The sequence below is a fragment of the Bradyrhizobium sp. AZCC 1719 genome, assembly GCF_036924525.1.
Lineage (GTDB): Bacteria > Pseudomonadota > Alphaproteobacteria > Rhizobiales > Xanthobacteraceae > Bradyrhizobium.
The window spans coordinates 3,335,834-3,360,886 of record NZ_JAZHRU010000001.1; the positions used below are offsets into that span (position 1 = coordinate 3,335,834).

Annotated in this window: 17 protein-coding genes and 1 tRNA gene; 9 read left to right on the forward strand and 9 right to left on the reverse strand. The window is 63.5% G+C overall.

Annotated elements, in window-relative coordinates:
* Positions 1-94: 94 nt before the first annotated feature.
* Positions 95-1,429 (forward strand): dihydroorotase, encoded by a 1,335-nt coding sequence (locus V1292_RS15795; RefSeq protein ID WP_334373654.1) that lies wholly within the window; start codon positions 95-97, stop codon positions 1,427-1,429.
* A gap of 110 nt (positions 1,430-1,539) precedes the next feature.
* On the opposite strand, the gene V1292_RS15800 is transcribed toward V1292_RS15795, so the two are convergent.
* The 5 genes from V1292_RS15800 to V1292_RS15820 form a co-directional block, all read right to left on the reverse strand.
* On the reverse strand, positions 1,540-1,806 hold the full coding sequence (locus V1292_RS15800; RefSeq protein WP_065744658.1) for a hypothetical protein: 267 nt from the start codon (positions 1,804-1,806) through the stop codon (positions 1,540-1,542).
* A gap of 153 nt (positions 1,807-1,959) precedes the next feature.
* Positions 1,960-2,595 carry an HAD family hydrolase gene (locus V1292_RS15805; protein ID WP_334373655.1) on the reverse strand — a complete coding sequence of 212 codons (636 nt, stop codon included), beginning with the start codon at positions 2,593-2,595 and terminating at the stop codon, positions 1,960-1,962.
* Positions 2,596-2,599: 4 nt separating this feature from the next.
* Positions 2,600-2,977: a TIGR02301 family protein gene (locus tag V1292_RS15810; protein WP_247510034.1), complete on the reverse strand. Its 378-nt coding sequence runs from the start codon at positions 2,975-2,977 to the stop codon at positions 2,600-2,602.
* 63 nt (positions 2,978-3,040) lie between these two features.
* Positions 3,041-3,460 carry an NUDIX hydrolase gene (locus V1292_RS15815; protein ID WP_334373657.1) on the reverse strand — a complete coding sequence of 140 codons (420 nt, stop codon included), beginning with the start codon at positions 3,458-3,460 and terminating at the stop codon, positions 3,041-3,043.
* A 92-nt stretch (positions 3,461-3,552) separates the two neighbouring features.
* Positions 3,553-4,065 carry a hypothetical protein gene (locus V1292_RS15820; RefSeq protein ID WP_442894451.1) on the reverse strand — a complete coding sequence of 171 codons (513 nt, stop codon included), beginning with the start codon at positions 4,063-4,065 and terminating at the stop codon, positions 3,553-3,555.
* Positions 4,066-4,127: 62 nt separating this feature from the next.
* On the opposite strand from V1292_RS15820, the gene V1292_RS15825 reads away from it, so the two are divergent.
* Entirely contained in the window at positions 4,128-4,895 is a 768-nt protein-coding gene (locus V1292_RS15825) for an SOS response-associated peptidase (protein WP_334373658.1), read from the forward strand.
* A gap of 117 nt (positions 4,896-5,012) precedes the next feature.
* Here the strand turns inward: V1292_RS15825 and V1292_RS15830 are convergent, their stop codons facing one another.
* From V1292_RS15830 to V1292_RS15845, 4 genes are read right to left on the reverse strand one after another with little or no spacing between them, the layout of a single operon-like run.
* Positions 5,013-5,594 (reverse strand): NUDIX domain-containing protein, encoded by a 582-nt coding sequence (locus tag V1292_RS15830; protein ID WP_334373659.1) that lies wholly within the window; start codon positions 5,592-5,594, stop codon positions 5,013-5,015.
* A gap of 14 nt (positions 5,595-5,608) precedes the next feature.
* Positions 5,609-6,046, reverse strand: coding sequence for a GNAT family acetyltransferase (locus V1292_RS15835; protein WP_334377062.1), 438 nt, complete (start codon positions 6,044-6,046; stop codon positions 5,609-5,611).
* A gap of 20 nt (positions 6,047-6,066) precedes the next feature.
* Positions 6,067-7,494, reverse strand: coding sequence for an FAD-binding oxidoreductase (locus V1292_RS15840; protein ID WP_334373660.1), 1,428 nt, complete (start codon positions 7,492-7,494; stop codon positions 6,067-6,069).
* Positions 7,495-7,519: 25 nt separating this feature from the next.
* The gene (locus V1292_RS15845) at positions 7,520-8,512 is read right to left on the reverse strand and encodes an L-threonylcarbamoyladenylate synthase (protein ID WP_334373661.1); all 993 of its coding nucleotides are present in this window, start codon (positions 8,510-8,512) and stop codon (positions 7,520-7,522) included.
* A 69-nt stretch (positions 8,513-8,581) separates the two neighbouring features.
* On the opposite strand from V1292_RS15845, the gene V1292_RS15850 reads away from it, so the two are divergent.
* The 7 genes from V1292_RS15850 (at position 8,582) to V1292_RS15880 (ending at position 25,052) form a co-directional block, all read left to right on the forward strand.
* Positions 8,582-8,658: transfer RNA gene (locus V1292_RS15850), tRNA-Pro, on the forward strand.
* 452 nt (positions 8,659-9,110) lie between these two features.
* Entirely contained in the window at positions 9,111-10,259 is a 1,149-nt protein-coding gene (locus V1292_RS15855; protein ID WP_334373662.1) for an amidohydrolase, read from the forward strand.
* Positions 10,260-10,533: 274 nt separating this feature from the next.
* Positions 10,534-12,921 carry a TonB-dependent receptor gene (locus V1292_RS15860; protein WP_334373663.1) on the forward strand — a complete coding sequence of 796 codons (2,388 nt, stop codon included), beginning with the start codon at positions 10,534-10,536 and terminating at the stop codon, positions 12,919-12,921.
* A gap of 381 nt (positions 12,922-13,302) precedes the next feature.
* Complete coding sequence (locus V1292_RS15865; RefSeq protein WP_334373664.1) at positions 13,303-13,530, forward strand: MbtH family protein; 228 nt, start codon at positions 13,303-13,305, stop codon at positions 13,528-13,530.
* 22 nt (positions 13,531-13,552) lie between these two features.
* On the forward strand, positions 13,553-14,308 hold the full coding sequence (locus V1292_RS15870; protein ID WP_334373665.1) for a thioesterase II family protein: 756 nt from the start codon (positions 13,553-13,555) through the stop codon (positions 14,306-14,308).
* The gene (locus tag V1292_RS15875; RefSeq protein ID WP_334373666.1) at positions 14,277-15,245 is read left to right on the forward strand and encodes a TauD/TfdA family dioxygenase; all 969 of its coding nucleotides are present in this window, start codon (positions 14,277-14,279) and stop codon (positions 15,243-15,245) included. The genes V1292_RS15870 and V1292_RS15875 overlap by 32 nt, the downstream gene beginning before the upstream one ends.
* 54 nt (positions 15,246-15,299) lie before the next feature.
* On the forward strand, positions 15,300-25,052 hold the full coding sequence (locus tag V1292_RS15880; protein ID WP_334373667.1) for an amino acid adenylation domain-containing protein: 9,753 nt from the start codon (positions 15,300-15,302) through the stop codon (positions 25,050-25,052).
* Position 25,053 lies beyond the last annotated feature (1 nt).

Here is a 25,053-nt window from a genome sequence, read left to right on the forward strand (position 1 = left end):
AAAACGCAGGAGCCGGATATCACATGAGAACGTAAGGCGCTAAGGTGCTGTCAACAAGGCCTTAAAGCGAGCGCCAGAGGACCATGAAGCAGCGATGAATCAGCGATTTGATACCATTCTAAAATCCGGCACCGTGGTCAATCAGGACGGTGAGGGCATCTGCGACATCGGCATCTCCAATGGCCGGATCGCTGCGATCGGGGGGCTCGGACAGGCCTCCGCCGGCGAGACGATCGACTGCAAGGGCCTGCACATCCTGCCCGGCGTGATGGACACGCAGGTGCATTTCCGCGAGCCGGGGCTGACGCACAAGGAAGACCTCGAGACCGGCTCGCGCAGCGCCGTAATGGGCGGCGTTACCGCGGTGTTCGAGATGCCGAACACCAATCCGCTCACGGTCACCGAGGAGACGTTCGCCGCCAAGATCAACGCCGGCCGTCATCGCATGCATTGCGACTTTGCCTTCTTCATCGGCGGCACCCGCGAGAACGTGAACCATCTGCCGGAGCTGGAACGCGCGCCAGGTTGTGCCGGCGTAAAGGTGTTCATCGGCTCTTCCACCGGCGCGTTGTTGGTCGAGGACGACGAAAGCCTCCGGCGCATCTTCCAGGTAATCCGCCGCCGCGCCGCCTTTCACGCCGAGGACGAATATCGCCTCAACGACCGCAAGTCGCTCCGCATCGAAGGCGACCCGCGCTCGCATCCGGTATGGCGCGACGAGACTGCAGCGCTGATGGCGACCCAGCGGCTGGTCAATCTTGCGCGCGAGACCGGCAAGCGTATCCACGTGCTGCACATCTCGACCAAGCAGGAGATCGACTATCTGCGCGACCACAAGGATGTCGCATCCTGCGAGGCGACGCCGCATCATCTCACCATGGCCGCGCCGGAATGCTACGAGCGGCTCGGCACGCTTGCGCAGATGAACCCGCCGGTGCGCTCGGCCGATCACCGTGAGGGGATCTGGTATGGCATCGAGCAGGGTATCATCGACGTGCTCGGCTCGGACCACGCGCCACATACGCTGGAGGAAAAGGCGAAGACCTATCCCGCTTCGCCCTCCGGCATGACCGGCGTGCAGACGCTGGTGCCCTTGATGCTCGATCATGTCAACGCGGGCCGGCTGTCGCTACAGCGTTTTGTCGATCTCACCAGCGCAGGTCCTGCGCGGCTGTACAATATCGCCTGCAAAGGCCGCATTGCTGCGGGCTACGACGCCGACTTCACCATCGTCGATCTCAAGCGCTCTGAGACTATCACCAACAAATGGGTGGCCTCGCGCGCCGGCTGGACGCCCTATGACGGCGTCCGCGTCACCGGCTGGCCGGTCGGCACCTTTGTGCGCGGCAGGCGCGTGATGTGGCAGGGCGAGGTAACGACGCCGTCCACCGGCGAGCCGGTGCGATTTCTGGAGACATTGAAGGCGTAAGGCAGCATCTCTCCCCCGTCATTGCGAGCGCAGCGAAGCAATCCATCGCGCGGCATAACGGATGGATGGATTGCTTCGTCGCTGCGCTCCTCGCAATGACGGTGCAGCAGCTACTGCTTCGCCAGCGTCAGCGAAAACTCGCCGTTGCGCACGCGGGCCGAAAGACCTTCGGCGAATTTCGCGACCGCGTCCTCGCCATAGGTCGAGACCAGTTCGGCGAGCGCTGTGAACAGGCTCGCTTGCGCCAGGCAGTCGCCGTCGACGCCATCGTGCCGCGCTTCGGCCCAGGCCTCGCTCAGGTAGCTAAGGGCAGTCTGCTTCTGTTCGAGATCCGGAAGCGGGTCGTGGGTGGTCGAGAAGGAGACTGGGCGGCTCATGAAGCTCAACGAAATCTGCGCGCGAACCAGGGCGGATCGCATCCTAACTCGACAAGCTGTATCACGCGCTGCGGGCCCGCCTAGGCCACATCTTTAGGAAAGGTTAACAGCAGTGTCGATATTTCGAGCGAGGGTTCCACGAGGTTCCCAACATCAGGAAATGCAGCCGAGGATCGCTCCGGGCGTGGCGCAGACATGGTGGGCGCCGGCCTCGATCAGTTCGTCCCGGCTGCCGTAGCCGTACAACACGCCGATGCCCTTCATGCCGTTGTTTTTTGCGCCGACCATGTCGTGGCTGCGGTCGCCGATCATCAGGGTTTTGGACGGATCGACGGCAACTTCCTTCAGCGCGTATTGCAGCAAATGCGACTTGTCCGCGCGGGTGCCGTCGAGCTCGGCGCCGAACACGCGCTCGAAGTGCTTGCGCAAGCCGAAATGGTCAACGATGCGCTCAGCGAACACGTGCGCCTTGCTGGTAGCGACGAACAACCGGTGGCCGGACGCGCGGAGTGCCGTCAGCACCTCGTCGATGCCGTCGTACACGCCGTTTTCGTAGAGACCGATGTCGGAAAATCGCTCGCGATAGAGCGTCACCGCGCGGTCCGCGGAGTGATCGCCGAGCAACTTCACAAAGCTTGAGCGCAGCGGCGGGCCGATGCACCAGGTCAGTTCGTCCTCGGTCGGGATCGTGGGATGATCGAGCCTTTGCAGCGCATATTGGATCGAGCGGGTGATGCCGGGCTTGGGGTCCGTCAGCGTTCCGTCGAGATCGAAATAGATCGCTTCCATGGCCTTAGTTCGCGTAGCGCGCGGTGAGGTCGCGCGAGATTTTGGAGCCTTCCTCGATATATCTGCGGATCGCGACCGAGGCTGCCGGCGTGCAGGTCCGGTAGGTCTGCTGAAAGCCATTATAGCCGCGGTTGAAGCCGGCGATCATGCGGGCGCGGCGGTCCCCAGAAGGGGTTTCGGCATCGATGAGCGCCTGCATCTCATTGCGCCATTTCGCTCCTTCATTGGCGCCGCAAATGCCCCGGAGGTAATGCAGGGTGCCGAGAATCTCGGCCAGCCGCTGCAGGTCGCCGTCGAACGGCGCAGCCGCGTCCTGGGCGCGTGCGGGGGCCACATGGCATGCCGAAATGAGGATGAGGGCGGCGAGGGCGTGCTTGAGCATTTGAGGGCCGATATGCCCCCTCAATACGCCCGAGGCAAGGCGTGAGGCGCCGGTAGGGACCGCCTAGACCAGCTTCCGGGCGGCCTCGATGACCTCCAGAAGGCCGCCGGTGACCTTGAGATCGCCGAGCGCATCCGGTGCCAGCCATTTGAAATCGTCGTGCTCGTCGTTCAGGACCGGCTCCCGGGCCCTCCAGCGCGCCGCGAATGACATGATCACATAGTGCCCGCCGCCAGAGGCCCCCGGCAGCACCTCTCGCCAGCCAGCCAGGCCCAGAATCTCGATTCGCAAGCCGGTTTCCTCGTCCACCTCGCGATGGAGCGCGGTATGCAGGGATTCGCCGAATTCGACCCGGCCGCCGGGGAGCGAGTAAAAGCCCTTGCCCGGCGTGCGGGCGCGGCGGACCAACAGGACCTTGCCGTCACGGAAGATCGCGCCGCTGACGGCGAGTTGGGGGCGGTCGGGCTGAATGGGAGAGGTCAAGGGGTGATCCGGTAAGCAGGGAACTCGCTGCGCACACGATCATGCCCGATCGGGCCGCGCAGGTCGAATGTGGTGGACCGGGGACGAGGCGGCTAGTTCGACATCGCCCCTTCGAAGTCGGTGTCGGCATTGCCGTTGATGACGCCGCCGGCCAGCGCCACCAGCGGTTTGACCCAGGCGGTGGCCTGCTCGGCCAGCGTGGCGCGGGTTTTGTCCTGCTGGGCCTCGCGCATCGCCTTGCCCACCGCGGTCAGGATCGAGGTCATGGTCGCCGTGAGCTTGTCGAAATCGGCACGGACCTTCGGGTCGGCGCATTCATAGGCCTCGATCGCGAGGTCGCGGGCCTTGAAGTTGGAGGCCCAGAAATGCTCGGCGTAGGACAGCGGCGTCCAGGTGAGAAAATCCTCCGCGCATTCCGGCATGTCCGGAACCATTTCGAGCAGCATGATGGCTTCGTTGAAATGATTCAGATAGTCGGTGGCGAGCCCAGTGCGGGGATTGATATTGGCGGCGCGCAATTGCTCTGCGCGAGCTTCATCTATGCGGCCCGTCGGTGGCGGCATCGGCGGATCGGATCGCACTTCTGTGGCGGCCATGGAGGTCATCCATCCCACTGTTAACATCTGGGGTTAACACCCATTAAACGGAAGCCTATGTTGGTCAGATAATGTGCGGACGCTTCGTCATCACCTCGCCGCCGGAGGCGCTTCGGCAAATCTTCGGCTATATCGAGCAGCCCAATTTCCCGCCGCGGTATAATATCGCGCCGACTCAACCTGTTCCGGTGGTGATTTTGGAAAATGGCGGCCGCCATTTCCGGCTGATGCGCTGGGGCCTGGTGCCGGCTTGGGTGAAAGATCCCCGTAAATTTACGCTCCTGATCAACGCGCGCTCCGAGACGGTGCTCGACAAGCCCGCGTTCAAAAACGCCATCAAGCGGCGGCGCTGCCTGATTCCAGCGGACGGCTACTACGAATGGCAGGACGCCGGCGGCCGCAAGCGGCCATTCTTCATCCATCGCCGCGACGGCCGTCCCGTTGGCTTTGCTGCGCTCGCGGAGACCTGGATGGGGCCGAACGGCGAGGAGACCGACGGCGTTGCCATCGTCACCGCACCGGCCAGCCGCGATCTCGCCGCGCTGCATCACCGCGTGCCCGTGACGATCGCGCCTGACGAATTCGAGCGCTGGCTCGACGGCCGCATCCACGACGCAGAGGATGTCATGCCGCTGCTGCGCGGGCCTGTTGAGGGCGAGTTCGCCTGGCACGAGATTTCCACGCGCGTCAATCGCGTGGTCAATGACGACGCGCAATTGCTGCTGCCGATCACGGACGAGCAGCGTGCGGCGGAGGAGCCGAAGCCTGCGAAGCGCGCCGCGCCGCGCAAGGTGGCTTCGGCGGTGCCGGAGGATGACGGGCAGGGCTCGTTGTTTTGAGTGCAGTCAATCTGCGTCCTGCATTTGTAGGGTGGGCAAAGCGAAGCGTGCCCACCATTTCCACCACGCTGCTCCGCTCGCAATGGTGGGCACGCTGCGCTTTGCCCACCCTACAGGTCAGCGAAAAATATGCAGCGCCGCGTATTGCAGCAGCATGATGGTCTTGGCGTCGACGATGCGGCCGTCCGATATCATCGCGAGTGCCTGGTCGATCGGCAATTCCAGCACCTCGATGTCCTCGCCTTCGCTGGCCAATCCACCGCCGTCGCCGACCCGCATCGCAGCTTCGTATTCGGCGACGAAAAAGTGCAGCTTCTCCGTGACCGAGCCCGGGCTCATGAAGGCCTCGAACACCTTGCGCACATCGTGCAATCGATAGCCGATTTCCTCCTCCGCCTCCGCACGAATCCGATTCTCGGGAGTCTCGTCGTCGAGCATGCCGGCGGCGGCCTCGATCATGAGATCGTCGTGACCGGCACGATAGGGCGGTAGGCGGAACTGCCGCGTCAGCACGACGGTGCGGCTTGCGACATTGTATGCCAGCAGCGTGGCGGCGTGACCGCGGTCGAAAACCTCCCGCTTCATCGTCTGCCATTCGCCGTTTCCACGGCGATAGTCGAACTCGACTTCCTCCAACCGATAGTGCCGGTCGGAGAGCACGGTGACGTTCTTGACGCGGACACGATCTGCGAGGCTCATGGCAATCCTTCAGCTCACGGCGGCGGCTCGCGGCCATCGAGCCACTTGGCGAAAAACAGGATCTTTTGCTCGCCGAATCCGATCGACTGGTAGAACGCGGCGACATCAGAATTTTCCGGCCGCACCAGCAATTGCAGTTTCGGAATGCCGGCCGCGCGCAGCCAGTCCTCGGCCGCGTTCATGATGGCGCGGCCATAACCTTGCGCGCGGCGATCGGGATCGGTGGCGACGTAATAGACCCAGCCGCGATGCCCGTCATGGCCGACCATCGCGGTGGCCACGATCGCGTCACCGTCGCGGCCGATCAGCACCGTGGAGTGCGGTCCACGGCGAGCGAGCGCGATGTCGGCGGCGGGATCGTTCCAGGGCCGCGTCAGGCCGCAGGCCTGCCACAGCGCGATCACGGTCGCGACGTCGGCATCCACGATCTCGGTGATGGCGAGCGCAGGCACGGGCTTCGTCGCTGATACGGTCACAGCACCTTGCCCGGATTCATGATGCCGAGCGGGTCGAGCATTGCCTTGATGCCGCGCATCAGTTCGATCGCGACCTTGTCCTTGACGTCGGGCAGTTCGTCGCGCTTGAGCACGCCGATGCCGTGCTCGGCGGAAATCGATCCGCCCATCCGCAATACGATTTCGAACACCACCTCGTTGACCTCATGCCAGCGCGACATGAAATCGGCGGTATTGCCGCCGATCGGCTGGCTGACGTTGTAGTGGATGTTGCCGTCGCCGAGATGGCCGAACGGCACCGGCCGCGAGCCCGGAATGAGTCTGACCACCGCGGCATTGGCCTCCTCGATGAAGGCGGGCACGGCCGCAACCGGCACCGAGATGTCGTGCTTGATCGAGCCGCCTTCCGGCTTCTGCGCAGCCGACATCTCATCGCGCAGTTTCCAGAACGCGGCGCGCTGCGAGAGATTCGCCGCGATCACGGCATCATCGACGATGCCTTCCTCCATGCCTTTGGCGAGGATCGCTTCCAGCGCGTCACGCGCGTCGTCGCGCGACGACGACAATTCCATCAGCACATACCAGGGATGCTTGGTCGAAAGCGGATCGCGGATGTCGATGCCGTGACGCAGGCTGAAATCGACGGCGATATCGGCCAGCAATTCGAAGCTGGTCAGGCTGCCGGCGGCCTCATTCTGCGCGATCGACAACAGTTTTAGCGCCTGCGCCGGCGATTGAAGGCCGACATAGGCGGTTTCCACCGCGTGCGGCTTCGGAAACAGTTTTAACGTCGCCGCGGTGATGATGCCGAGCGTGCCCTCGGCGCCGATGAAGAGGTTGCGCAAATCGTAGCCGGTGTTGTCCTTCTTCAGTTTGGACAATCCGTTCAGGATCCGGCCATCCGCCAGCACGACTTCGAGCCCGAGCGCCATCTCGCGCGCCACGCCGTACGCCAGCGCCGCCGTGCCGCCGGCATTCGTCGAGAGATTGCCGCCGATGGTGCAGCTTCCTTCCGCACCGAGCGAGAGCGGGAACAGGCGATCGACTTCGGCCGCGCGAGCTTGCGCGATCTGCAGCACCACGCCGGCCTCGCACGTCATGGTGTTCGAGGCGGGATCGATCTCGCGAATTTTGTCGAGCCGCCGCAGCGAGACGACGACCTCGCCATGATGCGGGGTCTGCCCGCCGACCAGCCCGGTGTTGCCGCCCTGCGGCACCAGCGCGATTTTGTGTTCGCTGGCGAGCTTGCAGATCGCGGACACTTCTGCCGTCGAGCCCGGCCGCAGCACCAGTGGCGAGCGGCCGTGGAACAGGTCGCGTTCCTCGGTGACGTAGGGCGCAATATCGGCGGCATCGGTCACCGCATATTTCTCGCCGACGATGGCGCGGAATTTTGCGATCAGCTCGGCGGGAAGCGGCGGCACGGAACCCTGAACGATATTCATTTTCTTCTCTTTCATTCCCGACCGTTCACTCTCGCCCCACCGCTGCGCGGCGCAGCCGGTCGTTGATGGCTTCGCCCAATCCTTCGTTCGGAATCGGCATCACCGCGATCGTGTGCGCGCCCTTGGCGTCGAGCGCGCGAAGATGGCCGAACAAATTGGCGGCGGCCTCGTCGAGATCGCCGCGCTCCGACAGATTCATCACGCTCGAGGCGGCGTCAATTCCCGAAATTGCTCCGAGGCCGAACGCGAGCAATGCTTCGCCCGGCTCGAGCGCGACCGCATCGAGCCGCACACGCGCGCGCGGTGCATAGTGCGAGGCCAGCATGCCCGGCGCCAGCGGCTGCCCGTTGCCGCTCTCAGTATCCGCCGGCGGCTGCACCAGCGCGCGGCCCAGCACGCGCTCGATCTCGGCGCGCGGCAGGCCGCCGGGGCGCAGCAGCATCGGCGCGTCAAAGCAGCCGACGATGGTCGATTCGACGCCGACCTCGACCGCGCCGCCATCGACGATCAGGTCGATCCGCCCCGCGAGGTCGCTCTGCACATGGGCTGCGGTAGTCGGCGAGACGTGGCCCGAGATGTTCGCGGATGGCGCCACAACGGGGCCGCCGAACTCACGCAGGATATCGCGCGCGATCCTGTGGGCCGGAATGCGGACCGCGACCGTGTCGAGGCCGGCGGTGGCGAGATCGGCGACTGCGCAAGCTTCCGTCTTCGGCAGCACCAGCGTCAGCGGGCCGGGCCAGAACGCTTCGGCCAGCGCCGTCGCAGCCGCGTCAAACCGGGCGATCTGCCGCGCGGCGGCGACATCGCCGACATGGGCGATCAGCGGGTTGAACGCCGGCCGGCCCTTGGCCTGGTAGAGGCGGGCGATCGCGGCCGGATTGGTGGCATCGGCGCCGAGGCCGTAGACCGTCTCGGTCGGGAACGCCACTAGCCCGCCTTCTGAAAGGGCGCGCGCGGCAGCCGCCACGGCGGCCTCGCCGGCGGGCAAAATCTGGGTTTTCAGGCCAACATTCACTGTGATTAATTTCCTTAATTCGGCTGCTTGCGGTCGCCGAAACCCAAGGCTATAAGCCGCGTTCCAAGTCGGAGTGTGGCTCAGCCCGGTAGAGCACTGCGTTCGGGACGCAGGGGTCGCAGGTTCGAATCCTGCCACTCCGACCAATTACTTATGCCAAATATTCTTGTCTTGCCGTTCATTTTTCAGGGCTTTTTCTGATTGCTGGCGGTTCCCGAGTCAACCGCCGATTCCCCTTCCAAAGCCGAGCATAGATATGCGTTCCCGCGGCGCATGGCGTCCGGGGCTTGCCAGCCTCACCCTCGAAAAGGAGGGTGCAGGGAATGCCGGGTGCCGGCTCGCACCCGCGGTCTCGTGTGCAAGTAGCGCAAAGAGATGCGCACACGAGCATACAGGTACAGCCGAAGCATTCCGGCATTCCCTGCGCAATGGTTTGACGGCTTATGCTGCGCTCCCCGGAGACGAATTCCTTTGCCTCCGTCACTGCAGGCGGATCGAGTCGTTTGGAACATCTCGAAAGGGCGATTGAATCAGATTGCGCACGATCGACGAATTTTTCAACGTCCGCCATATCGTCTCACGAACCCGGGGATAGCTCGTGTCCTTGCTCGAACAGGATCTGGCCGAACTGGTTGCCTGGCGTCGCCAACTGCACCGCAGGCCGGAATTGTCGGGGCAGGAGAAGGAGACGGCGCAAACCGTACAGGCGTTTCTGCGGGCAGCCGGGGCCGACAAGATCATTACCAAATTGGGCGGGCATGGCGTGGCCGGGATCTATCAAGGGGGTGCGCCGGGCCCGACGATCATGCTTCGGGCCGAACTGGACGGACTGCCGATTCAAGAGACATCCGTGATTCCGCATCGGTCGGAGGTGCCGGGAAAAGCGCATCTCTGTGGCCATGACGGTCACATGACGATCCTCGCAGCCGTGGCGCGCGATCTCTGCCGAACGCGTCCGCGCTGTGGGCGGGCCGTGTTGCTGTTCCAACCCGCTGAAGAGGACGGATCGGGCGCGGCTTCCGTGCTTGCCGACAAAAAATTTCAGCAGGTCCAGCCGGACTTCGTGTTTTCCTTGCACAATCTGCCCGGCCTTGCGCTGGGCGAAGTCGCCATCGCAGAAGGCCTGGTCAATTGCGCCTCGCGCGGCATGCAGATCGCATTGTTCGGCCGAACGGCGCACGCGTCGAATCCGGAACTCGGCGTTTCGCCGCAACGAGCCATGGTCCGGCTGCTGAACGAAATCCCTGCGCTGGGACAGGGCGGCGAGCTCACCAGCGAATTCTCGATGGTCACGGTCACCCACGCGCGGCTGGGCGAGCCGGCGTTTGGCATCTCGCCGGGGCATGCCGAGCTTTGGTTGACGCTGAGAACGCTGACGGACGCAAAGATGGAGAGCATCCGCTTGCAGGCTGAGAATTTGATTCGGCGCGTTGCGGAAGACGAGCGGCTGAAAGTGGAGATCGCCTATCGCGACGTCTTCGCTCACTGCATGAACGCGCCGGAGGCCGTCATTCATCTGAAGAGCGCGCTTGATGCCGAAGGGATCGCGCACTCCACGCGGGGCCTGCCGCTGCGCGGCTCCGAGGATTTCGGCCTGTTCAACCGGGAAGCGAAGTCTGCGATGTTTTTCCTGGGCGCAGGTGTTGATTATGCCGGCCTGCATGCGCCGGACTATGATTTTCCGGACGAGCTGATCGAGGTCGGATCGCGGGTCTTCATCCGCGCGTTGCGCAATCTGCTGGATTGATGCGGCGCGAATCAATTTCCTGATATCGCTGCACAACAAAGCATCACGACTCGGCCGACCGCTTCATTCGACTTCGCGTTCACCTCACAAATTTAGAACGCTTAAAAATTTCACACGATTTAGAACAATTCGAAGAGGGTGAGGTGTTGCCTCATCGCAACTAACGCAATCCGTTATGTGCACGCTTCGTTACCTTAGATGGCTTCTACTCGCCGTTTGCACCTCAGAAGTTAGAACGAGCCGGAACCTGCTTGTGGGCTTTTGAGGTGGAAGTATGACGCATCGTGTCGCTGCCAGAAATGTTATGCGCGCTGTTTCGCTGGGAGCGGTGAGCTATCTTGCGCTCTCTCTGGATGTTGCCGGCGGCTCGAGCGCATTCGCGCAGAATTTGCCGCCCGTCACCGTCGATGCTCCAACCCAGCAACGCGCGCGGCCCGCCCCAGCACGGAGAACGCAAACGTCCACGTCGCGCGTGCAACGGCGCGTCGCTGCGCCGGCGCCGCGTCGGGCGGAGCCGGTTCCGTATGTGACGCCTTCGACCGGAACTGTCGGGGCGCTGCCCGCGCCCTATGCTGGCGGACAGGTGGCGAGCGGCGGAAGCCTCGGCCTCTTGGGCAACCGCAGCGTGATGGATATGCCCTTCAACCAGACCAACTACACGGCGCAACTGATTGAGAATCAACAGGCGCGCACGATCCGCGACGTGCTGGCGAACGATCCCTCGGTTCGTGTCGTTCAGCCGGCGGGTGGTGGCTCTGACGGCGTCTTTATCCGCGGTTTCTACTATGACAGCGGAGATTTCGCGTTGAACGGCCTGTACGGCATCGCGCCGTACTACTCCATCAAAGCAAACTTCATCGAGCGCGTCGAAGTTTTGAAAGGCCCGAGCGCGTTGCTCAATGGTATGACGACTGGCGGTACCGGTGTTGCGAGTGGCGGCGCGGTTGGCGGCAGCATCAATCTCATCACGAAGCACGCTCCCGACATCGATATTACGCGATTGACGGCAGGTTACGTTTCGAGGTCCCAGTTCGGCGGGAATATCGACGTCAGCAGGCGCTATGGCGACCATAAGGAGTGGGGTGTTCGGCTGAACAGCGGCTACTCGAACGGCGGTACGCCCTTTAACCGGCAGACCGACGAGTTCGGCAACGTCGCCCTGGGTCTTGACTATCGAGGCGAGAACGCGCGCGTCGCGGTAGATATCGGCTATCAGGCCGACAATTTGACTCCGCCCTTGCGCTTCTTCTCGCTTCCTACGGTTGTTTCTCCGGCTCTTCGCATTCCACCGCCGCCGAAGCCGGGACTCAATCCCCAGGTGCCATGGGCGTATTATGCGCCGACGGATTTCTTCACGACCGTGAGGGGCGAGGTTGATGTCACCGACTGGTTAACCGCCTATGCGGCCTTTGGTTATCACGACAGCAATATCAACTATGCCTATCCTTCGCCCAACATCTCAAATGCCGCGCCAGGCGCCATATCGTCTCCGCCGGGGGCATTCCAGTTGGGAGGCCTGTGGTCACGACCGTTTACAGGCGCAGAGACGTTTGAGACGTTTGCGGGCGAGGTGGGCCTTCGTGGAAATGTGGATACCGGCCCAATTAACCACGCGTTCAGCGTCAACTACGCCGCCAACGACAGAACCTATAACCAGCAGGCTCGTACACGCTCGAATAACCCTCTTGCCGACATCATCTTCTGGAACCTGTACACCGAGCCGACCAATATTCCGAAACCTAGCTTCACGACATTGTCTGCAAACATGAACACCCGTGTGAATTTGCAGAGCGTGGGTATTGCCGATACCATGTCTTTGCTGAACAAGCGCGTTCAGTTCACGGTCGGTGTTCGCAATCAAACGGCGGGAAGCGAGGTCAACAATCTGCTGACGCCGGGCCTGAGCAGGCCTTTCCAGGACACCTCCGTCTGGACCCCGGCCTACGCTCTCGTCGTCAAGCCGGTTGAGAATATCTCGCTGTATGCCAACTATATCGAAGGGCTCCAGACGCCGGTAGTTGTCACCGGTAATTTCTTGAACGTGGGAACGGTATTTCCACCCAGTAAAACCACGCAGGCCGAAACCGGTGTGAAGATCGATACCGGCCGCTTCACCACGACTGTGAGCTTGTTCGAGATCGAGCAGCCGAGCGTTATCGCGGTGCCGGGATTCCCCCAGGCTTCCCAGCAGCTCAATGGCAGGCAGCGTAACCGCGGCGTGGAACTCAACGTGTTCGGCGAGATCACGCCGTCGATTCGGTTGCTCGGTGGTGTGGCGTTGATCGACGGCAGACAGGTCAATACGCCCAACGGAGCCACCGACGGAAGGGCCGCGATAGGCGTTCCGGCGGTCACCGCCAACATTACGGCAGAGTGGGATACGCCCTTCATGCGTGACATGACGTTCTGGGGAAGAGTGATCTATACCGGTTCGCAGTACGCCAACGTCACGAACACATTGTCATTGCCGGAATGGACGAGGGTCGATATCGGTGCCCGATACACGGTCACGTCGCCCTGGAACGGCAAACCGATCGTAATTCGTGCCAGTGTCGAGAACGTCTTCAACGAGGCCTATTGGGCGTCGGCCTACTCCACCACCGGCGTGATCACGCTCGCCGCGCCTCGGACCTATCTCCTGTCGACGACATTCAACTTCTGAACGCTGCGCCGTTCTCATCACATGGACTTCAAACCGCCGCGGATCTCATCCGCGGCGGCATTTCTTTGATCTGATGGCGTCGCAAAACTGACTCATCGTAATTGATGACAATGCGATGAAAATCGTCGCGCGCTGGATGTGCGATTTCGAAAATCAAAAAGGTTCCCGTCTGGCGAGTTAGAATTGCAAGAAACTGCGCGTCGCATTGCCAATCAGTCACTTGTCATGAGTCCGGCCTCGCAAGCGCGGAGGTTGCATCGTGTCACGCCATCGCCAACTTGGAGCTATTAAAAACTTCGTCGTCGATATTGCTTTGACCCTCATTTGCTTCTGACCTAGTCAACACGCCATTGCTTTCGTTTTCTGAAGAGGGACCGAACCATGATGGTGTTCGACAGAGACGACGTCACCTTCACCGTCGTTATCAATCACGAAGAGCAATACTCCATCTGGCCGACATTCAAGGATATTCCGAACGGCTGGAAAGCAGTGGGCAAGACGGGCAGCAAGAAGGAATGCCTTGAACACATCGAGCAGGTGTGGACCGACATGCGCCCGCTGGGCTTGCGCAAATTCATGGACGAGACGGCGCCGCAGAAGTCGGCTTAAGCCAACGGAGCCTTGTCTTCCGATGCGGCTTCTTTGTCTGCCTTACTCCGGCGGCAGCGCCATGTTTTATGCGCGGTGGCGCAGGCTGCTGCCGTCATGGATCGATGTCCGACCGGTGGAGTGGCCCGGGCGCGGCGCGCGCATGGACGAGCCGCTGGCGACCGACCCCCACGCGCTTGCATGGCAGCTCGCTGCAGAACTTCACGCGCAGCTTGATGCGCCCTATGCACTGTTCGGGCATAGCCTCGGCGCGCTGATTGCGTTCGAACTCGCGCATTTCCTGCGTGATCGCGGCGCGCCTGCGCCGGCTATTCTCTTTGCCTCGGGCGCCGAGGCGCCGGCCGTTCGAGACGGCAGCAAATGGCGCCTGCCATTGAGCGACGAGGCGTTGCTGAAGGAGCTTCGCGATCTGCAGGGCACGCCGGATGAGGCGCTGTCGAATGCCGAGCTGATGCGATCGGCATTGCCGGTGCTCCGCGCCGACTTTCTGATGTGCGGCGCCTATGTCTATCGGCGGCGGCATCCGTTGTCGTGTCGCGTGCACGTCTTCGGCGGCGCCGACGACGAGACCAGCCGCGAATCGCTACAAGCCTGGCGGCAGGAAACGTCGGCGGAATTCGCGCTCGACATGCTGCCGGGCCATCACTTCTTCATTCACACGCAGCAAGCCGAACTGCTCGGCCTGATCGGATCGGCCCTGGCCCGGCGATCGGGGCGATCGATTGGTTCGCATCGGAGCGAGGATCATGAGCGTATTCTCCGTCCAGCCACTCATTGAAGGTAAGCGTCTTCCGTTGCTGCTGAAGGCCGACAAGGTCGGGCAGCCGCTTGGCGCGGCGCTTCCCATGCTGCGCGACACCATCGATCGGCATTTGACCGACTGCGGCGGCATCGTGTTTCGCGATTTCTCTCTCGATGGGCCTGACGCGTTCCGGGCGTTCGCGGCCGATTTCGGTCATCCGCTGCTCACCTACGAGTTCGGATCGACGCCACGCTCGCAGGTTACCTCCGGCGTCTACACCTCCACGGAGTACCCGCCGCACCAGCACATCCCGCTGCACAACGAGCAGGCCTATACGCGCGATTGGCCGATGAAGATCTGGTTCTATTGCATGCAGCCGGCGCAGGAGGGCGGCGAAACGCCGATCGCCGACAGCCGCGCCATCTATCGCGATATGCCGCCGGCGATCCGGGAGCGTTTCGCCGAGAAGGGGGTGATGTATGTGCGGAACTACGGCAACGGGCTCGACGTCGATTGGCAGCAGGTGTTCGGCACCGAGTCCAGGGCCGAGGTCGAGGCCTATTGCGCCGGGCACGACATCGAATGCGAATGGAAGGAAGACGGCGAGCTTCGCACGCGCCAGATCTGTCAGGGCACGGCACGGCATCCGGTGACGGGAGAGTGGGTCTGGTTCAATCAGGCCCATTTGTTTCACGTTTCCAACCTCGAGCCGGAAGTGCGCGAGAGTCTGCTCGACGTGGTCGGCGACGAGACTGAACTGCCGCGCAACGTCTTCTACGGCGACGGTTCGCCGATCGACGACGAGACGCTCGCCACCGTCCGCAACGTTCTCGAGACGCACAAGATCAGCTTTCCCTGGCAGGCCGGCGATGTGGTGATGCTTGACAACATGCTCACCGCGCATGCGCGCGCGCCGTTCAAGGGACCGCGCAAGGTGATCGTTGCGATGGCGGAAGCGCATCGGCAGGGCTGATCGGCATTTTCGGGCGGCGAGAATAGTCGTCGCGGGCGGACTGGATTCGGGAAGATGTACAGAGATAACCTCGTCGAACGACTACGGTGCCACGCTGCGTTACGCCCGGACGGAATCGCGTTGCGCTTCCTGGAGGGAGACAGCGTCGCCGAGGAGTTGACGTTTGCCGGTCTCGACGCCCGGATTCGATCCGTCGCAGCCCGGCTGCAGCAGTTGGGCGGCGCGGGCGAGCGCGCGGTGATTCTTCTGCCCAGCGGCCTCGACTATGCCGTGGCTTTCTATGCGTGCCTGTATTCGGGTGTGATCGCCGTCCCGGCCTATCCGCCGGAAGGCGGCGCCGAGCGCTATGCAGGACGTCTCAACGGCATTCTGCGCGATGCGACGCCTCGCTTCATCCTGACGGAAACCGCGCTGGTTGGCGCGGTGGAAGCGGCGCTTCCCGAGCTGGCGAACGTAGCGATCGTTGCGGTGGATGCGATACCGGCGGCGTTTGCGGCAGAGTGGCGCGAGACAAGGCCGGAGGCAGATGCGGTTGCCTTCCTGCAGTACACGTCCGGATCGACCTCGCAGCCGAAAGGCGTTTGCGTCTCGCACGCGAACCTGACGGCCAACGAGAAGGCCATCGAGGCCGTCGCCGCGGGAACACTCGACGACGTCTTCGTGAGTTGGCTGCCGCTCTATCACGACATGGGATTGATCGGCGGGTTGTTGAATCCGCTGTTTACCGGCTTTACCGCCGTCCTGATGTCGCCGCGCAATTTTCTCGAGCGGCCGCGACGCTGGCTTGAAGCCATCGATCGTCACGGCGGTACGCTCAGTGGCGGACCTGACTTCGCCTTCGCGCTGTGTGCCGACCGCATTTCCGATGAAACGATCGACCGGCTCGACCTCAGCCGCTGGAGGTTCGCATTCTCAGGCTCGGAGTTTGTGCGTCAGCCCACGCTGCGCAGGTTCGGAGAGAGGTTCGAGCGGGCGGGGTTCAATCGATGCGCGTTGACCGCCTGTTACGGTCTGGCCGAGGCGACGCTGCTGGTGACGGCCGGCGAGTTCACCACCGAGACGGTCAGCCATACGCTCGATACGGCGGCGCTTGCGGCAGGGCGCGTCGCAACGACCGACCAAGGCAGCGAGCTCGCGGCGTGCGGCCGGACGGTCGCGGGCCACGTCACGCGCATCATGCGCATCGATGGGTCGGCTGCGGCACCGGCCGACGAAATCGGAGAGATCTGGGTCGCGGGCCCGAGTGTCGCGCTCGGATACTGGAACAATCCCGAAGCTACGCAAAAAGCCTTCGTCGAGCGCGATGGCGCGCGCTGGCTGCGTACCGGAGATCTCGGTTTCGTCAAGGACGGCGCGCTGATCGTAGCGGGCCGGCTCAAGGACCTGCTGATCGTTCGCGGCCAGAATGTATATCCGACTGACGTCGAGCAGGCGGTCGAAGCCGAGGTCGAATCCGTCCGTAGCGGACGAGTTGCCGCGTTTGCGGTCGAGATCGATGGACGGGAAAGCATCGGCGTCGCGGCAGAGTTCAGCCGTACCGTTCTCAAGCGCTGTAATCCCGAGGCTCTCGCCCAGGGAATCGGCGAGGCCGTGCTGCGGCAGGCGCAGGAATATCCGGCCGTCATCGTCCTGTTGAATCCGCAAGCGATGCCGCTGACGACGAGCGGAAAACTGCAGCGCTCCGCCTGCGCCGCCGGCTGGGCCAACAACACGCTCGACAGCTTTATGGTGTTTGAGCGAGGGCGACGCCGCGATGGCGCGACGCTGACCGCGCCCGCGACCGACACCGAGCGCGTGCTGGCTTCGATCTGGTGCGATGCGCTTGGCGTAAGGGCCGTGCACCGCGAGGACGATTTCTTCGTGCTGGGCGGAAACTCGATCGCGGCCGGTCAGATCGCTGCGGCGCTGCGCGAACGCTTCGGCGTCGAGTTGGAACTGCGCAGCTTTTTCGACGCGCCGAAGCTTGACGCATTCGCCGATCATATCGACGCGCTGCTGAGCGAGGGCGCGAAGCGGGCGCTTCCTCCGATCCAGCGGGCCGCGCCGGCCGACCGCGCGACCCTGTCGCATGCGCAGGAGCGGCTGTGGTTTCTCTGGAATCTGGACCCCAATGGTACGGCCTATACGGTCGCGAGCACGATCCGGCTCAAGGGAAAGCTCGACCATACCGCCTTGTTACAGGCGATTGCGGAAATCGTTCAACGTCATGAGGTGCTGCGCACCACATTCGTCGCAACGGATGGTCGCGCAAGGCAGGTTATTCACGACGCCGTCGGCGTCGATATCAGGCACCAGGATCTCCGCGGATGTCCCGCTGAACACGCGGCGGAGGTCAGACGGTCCGAAGTCGGAAAACCGTTCGACCTTGTCAATGGGCCGCTATTGCGGGCGGTACTGCTTCAGTGCGCAGATGATGCGCATGAATTGCTGCTGCTTGCTCATCACATCGTCGTCGATGGATGGTCGCTCGACGTAATGCTCGAAGAGCTGGCGGGGCTCTACCGCAACGGCATCGGACAGGGCGCAGGCCGGCCGCCGGTGCCCATGATGCAATATGCGGACTTCGCAGTCTGGCAGCGGAACTGGCTCGCTTGTGGCGAGGGAGATCGGCAGCTCGCCTATTGGCGCGCAAAGCTGGGTGACGCGCACTCCGTGCTGGCTCTGCCCCATGACCGGCCGCGTATCGCAACGCAAAGCCATGCCGGCGATACGGTCGGCCTAGCCATCGACGGCGCGCTGGCCGCCCGGCTGCGGGAGATCGCCGCAAAACACCGGGTGAGCGTCTTCATGCTGCTGCTCGGTGCATATCAGGCGCTGTTGCATCGCTATACGGGGCAGAGCGATTTGCGCGTCGGCGTGCCGGTCGTGGGGCGCCGTCACGCCCAACTCGAGCGGCTGATTGGCTGCTTCGTCAACACGCTGGTGCTGCGGGCCGAGATTGCCGATGGCGCAACCTTCCCGAACCTGCTGCAGCAGGTCAAGGACGCGGTGATCGAAGCGCTGTCGCATCAGGATCTGCCGTTCGAAATGCTGGTCGACGGGCTGCGCCCTGAACGAAGCGGTGGGCACAATCCGCTGTTCCAGGCCAAGTTCAACTATATGACGGCGCCGCGCGGGTTCGACGGCGTCGCAGGGCTCACCGCCGAGATCGACATCATGGACCTCGCGGGTTCGCATTTCGATCTCGCGCTTGATGTCGTCGATGGCGCCGGTGGCATGAAGGCGACGTTCAACTACGCCACCGATCTGTTCGATTCCCCGACGATCGCGCGGCTGACGGCGCAGTTCGGTTCATTGCTGCGCCAGATCGCGGAGAATGCGGAACGACGGATTTCGGACTTCGTCATCGACGATGCGAACCGGCAGGTCGTGCCGAGCGAGGCCGCCGTGTTCGGGCTCACCGATGTGGTGGGTCTTCATCGCACGTCGACGGCCGATCGCCAGGCGGAAGTCGCCATCCGGTACGGCAGCGAGACGCTGACGTTTGCCGAGCTGGAGCGGAAATCGAACAGCATCGCTCGCATGCTCGCCAACAAGGGTGTGACGCGCGAAGTGCCGGTTGCGCTGTGGATCGAGCGCTCGCCGGCATTTGTTGTCGCGCTGCTTGGTGTGCTGAAGGCCGGCGGCGCCTATGTGCCGCTCGATCCGAAATGGCCGCTGGAACGTATCAGGCGCATCCTGCAAGACGGCGGCATCGAAATCGTGCTGGCGGCCGGCGAGAAGCTGGCAGAAGCGCGTGCACTTGATTGCACTGTGCTGGATGCAGAAGCCGAAGCGGCGCGCGAGGACACATCGAGCGCGCCATCAGACAATCTGATCCACCCGGCGCAGACCGCCTACGTCATCTATACCTCCGGATCGACCGGGACGCCGAAGGGCGTCGCCGTCTCACACGGCGCGTTGGCCAATTATGTGCAAGCCCTGCTGCAACGCCTGCAGCCACAGCGTTTGGCGAGCATGGCGATGGTCTCGACCGTGGCGGCGGATCTCGGCCACACCGTTCTGTTCGGGGCGCTCGCCTCCGGCGCGACGCTGCATTTGTTGCCGCCCGAAGTGGTGTTCGATGCGGATGCGTTCGCGAAAGCCATGCGGGACGGCGAAGTCGGCATTCTCAAGATCGTGCCCAGCCATCTGCGAGGGCTGCTCAAGGCTTCGCGCTCGGTCGATCTCCTGCCCAGCGATGCGCTGATCCTCGGCGGCGAGGCCAGCGATCCCGCACTGTTGAACGAGATCCGGCAGTTGCGACCGCAATGCCGAATCCTGAATCACTACGGGCCGACGGAAACGACCGTTGGCGCAGTCACGCACGAATGCAAGCCTGAAGGCGGGATCGGTTCGGTTCCGATTGGCTTGCCGCTTGCCAATCTGCGCGCGCATGTTCTGGATGATGCGTTGAACGAGGTCCCGATCGGCGTAGCCGGCGAACTCTATATCGGCGGCGCCGGCGTCGCGCGGGGCTATCGTGGCGAGGCTGGCTTGACCGCCGAGCGCTTTGTTCCGGACCCGTTTGGGCCGGCCGGAGAGCGGCTGTATCGCACCGGCGACCGCGTTCGCTGCGATCGGGAAGGCCGGCTGATGTTCCTCGGCCGTGGCGATGATCAGATAAAGCTACGTGGCTATCGCATCGAGCTTGGCGAAGTCGGGCGCGCGATCAAGGCGCTGCAGGGGATCGACGACGCGGTGGTTGTCGCACGCGCCATCGGCGACAGCGCCGAACGCCAGGAACTCGTTGCCTACTGTGTGCCCGCGATGGGCGCCACGCCGAAGCCGGATCTGATCAAGCAGCAATTGGCCGCGGTCGTCCCGGAGTACATGGTGCCGTCGCACATCATTGTTCTGCAGCGGCTGCCGCTGACGCCAAACGGCAAGGTCGACCGCAAGGCGCTGCCGGAGCCGGCTGCAGATGTAGTCGCCACGAACTATTCCGCGCCGCTGGGAGACATCGAGGAACAGATTGCGGCGGTGTGGCGTGAGGTGCTCGGTCGCGAGCGCATCGGTCGCAACGACAATTTCTTCGAGCTTGGCGGCGATTCCATTCTCAGCCTGCAGATCATCGCCCGCCTGCGCAAGCGCGGCATTCGCCTGACGCCGAAGCAGGTGTTCGGGCAGCAGACCGTGGCGGGGTTGGCTACTGTTGCCGCTGTCGCGGCAGCACCTGCGGCAAGCAAGGAGAGTTCGGCCGCAAAGGTTTCGACCGCTGCGGCAGCCGGCATGCGTCATCTGCTGCCAATTCAGGCACGCTTTTTCGGCGAAGACATCGGCAACCGAAACCATTGGAACCAGGCGGTGCTGCTCGCACCGCAAACGCGGATCGACTGGGAGACGCTGCGGCGTGCGCTGACGACGATCGTCGATCATCACGATGCGTTGCGCCTACAGTTCGCGCAAGTGGACGGCACGTGGCGCGCGGCGCAGGGCACACCGCCATCGCCGTCGGAGTTGCTGTGGATCCATACCGATGTCGGAGATGCGACACAGGTCACCGCGCTTGCATCGGCCGCGCAGGAAAGCCTGTCGCTGTCGTCGGGCCCCCTGCTGCGCGCGGTGGCGATGGACCTTGCGGACGGCAGCCAGCGGCTGCTGATCGTGATCCATCATCTGGTTGTCGACGGTGTATCCTGGCGGGTCCTGCTCGAAGACCTGGCCTCGGCGTACGACCAGCTAAAGAGAGACGCCGTCGTAGCGCTGCCGCCGAAGAGCGAGTCCTATGCGTCCTGGGGCGAGCGGTTGCATTCCTACGCGACGACCAGCGAGCTTGCCGACGAACTGCCGTTCTGGCTCGACGGTGCGGCGGGTCCAAGCCTGCCATGCGACGATGATCATGGCGGCGTCGATCGCGTCGGTGACGGCGAAGAGGTGTCACTGGTGTTCGATACGGAGGTGACGTCGAGGCTGCTGCAGGAGGCGCCGTCGGCCTATCGGACACAGGTCAACGATCTGATGCTGGCGAGCCTGGCGCGTGCAGTGTCGCACTGGAGCCAGCGCGACGATGTGACGGTCGAGCTTGAGGGCCATGGCCGCGAGGACATTTTTCCCGGCGCGGATATTTCCCGCACGGTCGGCTGGTTCACGACAGCCTTCCCGGTGCGGCTGCAGGGCGGGTCGGACGACCATGCTTCCCTGATCAAGACGGTGAAGGAGAAGCTTCGCGCGATCCCGAACCGCGGGCTTGGTTATGGCGTGTTGCGCTATCTCGGCTCCGAACACCAGCGCAACGCGCTGGCGCAACCGGCGGAGCCGCAGGTCGTCTTCAACTATCTCGGCCGCTTCGACGGCAGTGTGGGGGCTTCCTCACTGTTCGGATTCGCGCCCGAGAGCGCGGGTGCGTCGCGCAGCGCCATTGCGCCCTTGCGGGCATGGCTGAACATCACCGGTCTGGTGCGTGAGAGACGTCTGCATTTGTCGTTCGGATATGGACGCAAGCGCTATCGGCGAGAGACGGTCGAGCGGCTGGCGAAACTTTACGAAACGGCCCTGTGCGAACTGGTGGCGCATTGCTGCAGCGGGGCCGTTGGTCTCACGCCTTCGGACGTCCCGTTGTCCGGGCTCGACCAGGCCGATCTCGATCGGTTGGCAACAATTTTCGATCTCCGCAGCATCGAGGACATTTATCCGCTTTCGCCGATGCAGCAGGGCATGCTGTTTCACGCAGTCCGCGATGGCGACAACGATGCCTATGTCAACCAGGTCGGGCTCGAGCTATTCGGCTTCGAGGCCGACAAGCTTCGAGCCGCGTGGCAAGCGGTGAGTGACCGGCATGCGGCCTTGCGGACCGGCTTTGTCTGGCAGCACCTGCCAGGCGCGGCCCAGCAGGTCGTGCACCGTCATGTGACGGTGCCGTTCGTCGAAGAGGATTGGCGCAGCCGGACGGCAGCGCTGGAACGCAATGACGGGCGCGCTGAATTGGATGCCGCGCTGGCAGAAGCATCGCGGTGCGAGCGCGAGAGCGGCTTTGACGTCTCCCAGCCGCCGTTGCAGCGGGTGCGGTTGATCCGGCTCGACGACGAGCGTCACTGGCTGATCTGGACCCATCACCACATCTTTGTCGACGGCTGGAGCTCGGCGCGGCTGGTTGCGGAGGTGTTTCGGCATGTGAGCGGGGGCACACTGCCGGCCGTACAGGGCAGCTATCGCGACTACATCGCATGGCTGCAAAGTCGCGATCACGCAGGCGCCGAGAAATTCTGGCGCGACGCTTTGGCAGGGCTCGAAGCGCCGACCTTGCTGGCGAATGCGCCGGTTACGAACAAGGCATCGGAGGCGGAAGGACACGCCAGCATTGCGCTTTCGCTGAATGCGGAATTGACCGAACGGCTGAAGGCATTTGCGAAGCGCGAGCGCGTGACGCTCAATACGCTCGTTCAGGCGGCGTGGGCGCAGTTGCTGCGGCGGCATTCGGGGCAGGCCGCCGTCTGTTTTGGGGTGACTGTATCGGGTCGTCCGGCAGACCTGTCGGGCTCCGAGGAGATGGTGGGCCTCTTCATCAACACGTTGCCGATTGTCGACGCACCGAGCCCGCAAGCGCGAGCTGGCGATTGGCTGCGTCAGTTGCAGGAGCAGAACCTGGCCCTGCGCGAGCATGGCTGGACGCCGCTCTACGAAATCCAGCGCCTCGCCGGCCAGGCCGGGCAGGCGCTGTTCGACAGCATTCTGGTGTTCGAAAACTATCCGATCGATGAGGCGCTGCGGCAGACGGGGCAAAGCGGCCCGCGCCTGGGACGGGTGCAACATGTGACGCCGACAAATTATGCGCTGGCGGTTGCCGTGTTTGCCGGAAGCGAACGGCTTGATATCGAGTTCAATTACGACCGCGCCCGCTTTGATGAGGTTGCCATCCGGCGCCTTCGGGACATCCTGCACGGATTGCTGGAGCGGATCGCCGCTAATGCGGAGCGACCGATCGGCGATCTCGGATTATCCGCCGGTGATGAGACCCGGCGAATTCTGGAATGGAGCGGTGCCGGCCGCTTGGCGACAGGTGCTTCATATGTCGGTGTCGTCGCGCATATCGAAGCGCAAGCCGCGCGGGCGCCTTCTGCCCCTGCGATTGTGTGGGGCGACCAGCGCCTGAGCTATGGCGAGTTGAACGCCCGGGCCAACCAGCTCGCGCGGCGGCTTCGCCACTGGGACGCCGGTCCGGATCGCCTGACCGGCATCGCCTTGGCGCGCAGCCCTGAAATGATGATAGCGCTCTTGGCCGTTCTGAAAGCAGGCGGCGCCTATCTTCCGCTCGATCCGGATTATCCGGCCGAGCGGCTCGCCTACATGCTGCGCGACAGTGCGGCGACACTGGTATTGACGCAAAGCGCGCTGCTCGAACCTCTCGCGCCGGTGCTGCGCGAGACCGGCGTCGAGGCCTGGTGCATCGACGAACCGCAGCGGCCAGTTGGCGAAGATACTGCCAATCTGAATGTCGAGATTCATCCGGATAGTCTGGCCTACGTCATCTACACGTCCGGTTCGACCGGGACGCCGAAGGGCGTGGCGGTAACGCATGGGCCGCTGGCCATGCATTGCGAAGCGATCGGCCGGTTGTACCGCATGACTTCGCGCGACCGGGAATTCCAGTCGGCCTCGATCAATTTCGACATTGCCCACGAGCGCTGGCTGGTGCCGCTGATGACAGGTGGCTCGCTCGTGCTGCCGTCCAGGCCAGGTCTGTTGATCGACGACCTCGTCGATGAGATTGCGAGAAACTCGGTAACGTCGATCTTTCTGCCGCCGGCCTATGCCGACCAATTGAGCGCAGCGTTGCGGCAGAGTCGGCGCCGGCTTGCGATCAGGGCCTGCATTGTCGGCGGCGAGGCCTGGTCGGATAGCGGAATCAAAGCGCTTCGCCAGGCCGCCGATGTCGACCTTCTGATCAACGCCTACGGCCCGACCGAAACGGTGATCGCGCCGACGGCGTGGCTCGTCGATGACGCCGCGTTGACGCCAGGCCAGCCGGCGCCGATCGGACGGCCCGTTGGCATCAGGTCCGCCTACATTCTCGATGCCGACCTCAACATCGTGCCCGCTGGTGTCACCGGCGAGCTGTTCATCGGCGGTGTTGGGCTGGCGCGAGGCTATCTGAACCGGGGCGCGCTGACGGCGGAACGGTTTATCCCGGATCCGTTCGGCGGCAGCGGCGCGCGCCTCTACCGTACCGGCGATCTTGCGCGGTGGCGGGCGGACGGCGTGATCGACTATGTCGGCCGCGCGGACCAGCAAGTGAAGATCCGCGGCTTCCGGATCGAGCTGGGAGAGATCGAGGCGCGGCTGCTCGAGCAGCGCGGCGTGCGCGCTGCCGCCGTGGTGACGCGCGAGAGCAGGACCGGGCGTCAGTTGATCGCCTATGCCGGCGGCGAGCCGACGCTTGACGGCCGCGCTTTGCGCGATGCGCTGTCGGCCATCCTGCCCGATTACATGGTGCCATCGACGATCGTGGTGCTCGAGCAATTGCCGCTGACCCCCAATGGCAAGATCGACCGTCGCGCATTGCCGTCGCCGGACGAGGATGCGCAGGCCCACCGCGGCTATGAGGCGCCCGAGGACGAAATCGAGATCGCGCTGGCGAAGATCTGGGTGGAACTGCTCGGCGTCGAGCAGGTCGGACGCAACGATCACTTCTTCGAGCTCGGGGGACACTCACTGCTGGCGGTGCGGGTGCTCAGCCGGGTCTCGCAGGAGATCGGCGTGTCGATCCCGGTTTCAGATCTGTTCGTTCATCCCGACCTCGCGTCATTCGCGCGCGTCGTATCGATCAGGCTGATCGAGCAGGAGTTCGACGCCGACGAGCTCCAGGATCTGATCGCGGCGGGGCAGTGAA

Bases quoted from the DNA above. Each gene is read 5' to 3' on its own strand.
- V1292_RS15860 (WP_334373663.1), top strand. From the start codon at position 10,534: ATGACGCATCGTGTCGCTGCCAGAAATGTTATGCGCGCTGTTTCGCTG.
- V1292_RS15865 (WP_334373664.1), top strand. From the start codon at position 13,303: ATGATGGTGTTCGACAGAGACGACGTCACCTTCACCGTCGTTATCAAT.
- V1292_RS15795 (WP_334373654.1), top strand. From the start codon at position 95: ATGAATCAGCGATTTGATACCATTCTAAAATCCGGCACCGTGGTCAAT.
- V1292_RS15870 (WP_334373665.1), top strand. From the start codon at position 13,553: ATGCGGCTTCTTTGTCTGCCTTACTCCGGCGGCAGCGCCATGTTTTAT.
- V1292_RS15810 (WP_247510034.1), bottom strand. From the start codon at position 2,977: ATGCTCAAGCACGCCCTCGCCGCCCTCATCCTCATTTCGGCATGCCAT.
- V1292_RS15875 (WP_334373666.1), top strand. From the start codon at position 14,277: ATGAGCGTATTCTCCGTCCAGCCACTCATTGAAGGTAAGCGTCTTCCG.
- V1292_RS15825 (WP_334373658.1), top strand. From the start codon at position 4,128: ATGTGCGGACGCTTCGTCATCACCTCGCCGCCGGAGGCGCTTCGGCAA.
- V1292_RS15805 (WP_334373655.1), bottom strand. From the start codon at position 2,595: ATGGAAGCGATCTATTTCGATCTCGACGGAACGCTGACGGACCCCAAG.
- V1292_RS15800 (WP_065744658.1), bottom strand. From the start codon at position 1,806: ATGAGCCGCCCAGTCTCCTTCTCGACCACCCACGACCCGCTTCCGGAT.
- V1292_RS15880 (WP_334373667.1), top strand. From the start codon at position 15,300: ATGTACAGAGATAACCTCGTCGAACGACTACGGTGCCACGCTGCGTTA.
- V1292_RS15830 (WP_334373659.1), bottom strand. From the start codon at position 5,594: ATGAGCCTCGCAGATCGTGTCCGCGTCAAGAACGTCACCGTGCTCTCC.
- V1292_RS15840 (WP_334373660.1), bottom strand. From the start codon at position 7,494: ATGAATATCGTTCAGGGTTCCGTGCCGCCGCTTCCCGCCGAGCTGATC.
- V1292_RS15820 (WP_442894451.1), bottom strand. From the start codon at position 4,065: ATGACCTCCATGGCCGCCACAGAAGTGCGATCCGATCCGCCGATGCCG.